Source organism: Zoogloea oryzae, assembly GCF_030161255.1.
Lineage (GTDB): Bacteria > Pseudomonadota > Gammaproteobacteria > Burkholderiales > Rhodocyclaceae > Zoogloea > Zoogloea oryzae.
The window spans coordinates 1-2,088 of sequence record NZ_BSPX01000171.1; the positions used below are offsets into that span (position 1 = coordinate 1).

At 72.4% G+C, this 2,088-nt stretch carries 1 protein-coding gene; it reads left to right on the top strand.

All coding sequences use genetic code 11. The annotated features are described in order from the left end of the window. The coding region (locus QQK25_RS22765; RefSeq protein WP_284190015.1) for a cobaltochelatase subunit CobN at positions 1 to 2,088 on the top strand (2,088 nt) is incomplete at both ends.

Consider the following 2,088-nt stretch of genomic DNA (forward strand, 5'->3'; position numbering starts at 1 on the left):
CGCTGGCGGTGCTGGATCTCGCCAACATTGAATCCGGCACTGCCGCGGCGATCTGCGCCGAGTCGCGCCGCCAGGGCCTGCCCTGCGCCGAGGTGCTGACCCGCTGGGGCGGCGCCTCGCGGGAGGCGGTGGAGCGCCTGCCCGAACTCCTCGCCCCGGCCCGCCCTGCGGCGCTGGTGGTGGTGCAGGATTTCGTGGTCGGCGCTGCCGAAAACCGCGAGGCCGTCACCGAAGCCCTGAAAAAGCTCGACCTGCCGGTCATCAAGGCGATCCGCCTTACCGAGCGCACCGCCACCCAGTGGCGCCTGTCGCCCGAAGGGCTGCCGGTGGATTCGGTGCAGTACCGGGTGGCGCTGCCCGAGCTGCAGGGCATCGGCCAGCCCATCGTGGTGTCGGCGGTGGGGGCTGGGCGGGTCGATCCGCTCACCGGCGTCGAGCTGCGCCGCACCGAGCCCATCGCCGCCGAGATCACCCGGCTGGTGGCCCGCGCCACCCGCTGGCAGGCCCTGCGTGCCAAGGCCAACGCCGACAAGCGGGTGGCCATTGTCTACTACAACCACCCGCCGGGCCGGCAGAACATCGGCGCCGACAACCTGGACGTGCCCGCCTCGCTGTTCGCCATCCTCACGCGCTTGAAGGCCGAGGGCTACGACACCGGCGAGCTGCCCGCGTCGCCCGAGGCGCTGCTCGACGGGATCATGGCCCGGGGCGTGAACCTGCCCGAAGACAAGGCCGCCCTGGCCGAGCTCTCCCGCGAGGTGGCCGGGGTGAGCGCCGCCGATTACCAGAGCTGGTTCGCCGGCCTGCCCGAACGGGTGCGTGGCGAGATGGTGTCCGGCCCCCTCGGCCGGCTCCACGCCGAGGTGCTGGAGGCCGAGCGGGCCGGCGAGCGCAGCCTGGGGCGCAAGCGGGTCGAGTCGGTGATGAAGGAGCTCCACCACCTGGCCGAAGGCGCCGACCACCCGCGCCGTGCCGAGGCCATCGCCGGGCTGAAGGCACTCGAAGCCGGCTACCGCGAGTGCCTCGCCGATGTGCCCCTGCGCAAGTGCGAGCGTCTCTCAAGCCTCGCGTGGCGCATCGTCGGCTACGGCGTCGAGGGCCTGCGCGGCTGGGGCGCTGCGCCGGGCAAGGTGATGGTGGCCGATGGCAAGCTGCTGGTGCCGGGCCTCACCTTCGGCAAGGTCTTCGTCGGGCCGCAGCCGCCCCGGGGCTGGGAGGTGGATGAGGAGCTGCTCCACGCCAACACCAGCGTGTCGCCGCCCCACCAGTATCTGGCCTTCTACCACTGGCTCCGCGACCGCTTCCGGGCCGACGCGGTGGTGCATCTGGGCCGCCATTCGACCTACGAGTTCCTGCCCGGCAAGGCCGTCGGCCTCACCGCCGACGACTATCCCAGCCTCGTCACCGCCGACCTGCCGGGCATCTACCCCTACATCGTCGACGGGGTGGGCGAGGGCGTGCAGGCCAAGCGGCGCGGGCTGGCGGTGATCGTCGACCACCTCACTCCGCCGCTCTCCGCCACGCCGCTCTACGACAAGCTGCTGGAACTGCGCCAGGTGGTGGAGAGCTTCGAGGCCGCCAACAGCGAGAGCCTCAAGGCCCAGGCTGCTCGCACCATGCGTGAGCAGGTGACGGCCCTCAACCTGCGCGCCGAGCTGGAGGCCTCGATGGCCGACGTGCTGGAGGTGCGCGGCATCGGCTTCGAGGACGCCGACGACGACCTGCTCGCCCACGAGATCGGCCACTACCTCACCAAGCTGCAGGAGAAGTTCATGCCCCACGGCCTGCACGTCTTCGGGCAGGACTGGAGCGCCGAATCCCTGGCCCTGATGGCGGGCTCGATGGCTCAGGTGGCGGGCGGCTACGACGCGGCCATCGCCGCCAAGCTGGCCGCCTCGCCGCGGCTCGAGATGGAAGGCCTGCTGGCCGGGCTCGCCGGGCGCTTCGTGGCGCCGGGCAAGGGCAACGACCCGCTGCGCTCGCCCGAGGCGCTGCCTACCGGGCGCAACTTCCACGCGGTGGATGGCGACCTGCTGCCCACCCGGCTGGGCTACGCCCTCGGCGCCAGCCTCGCCGACAAGGCCGCCG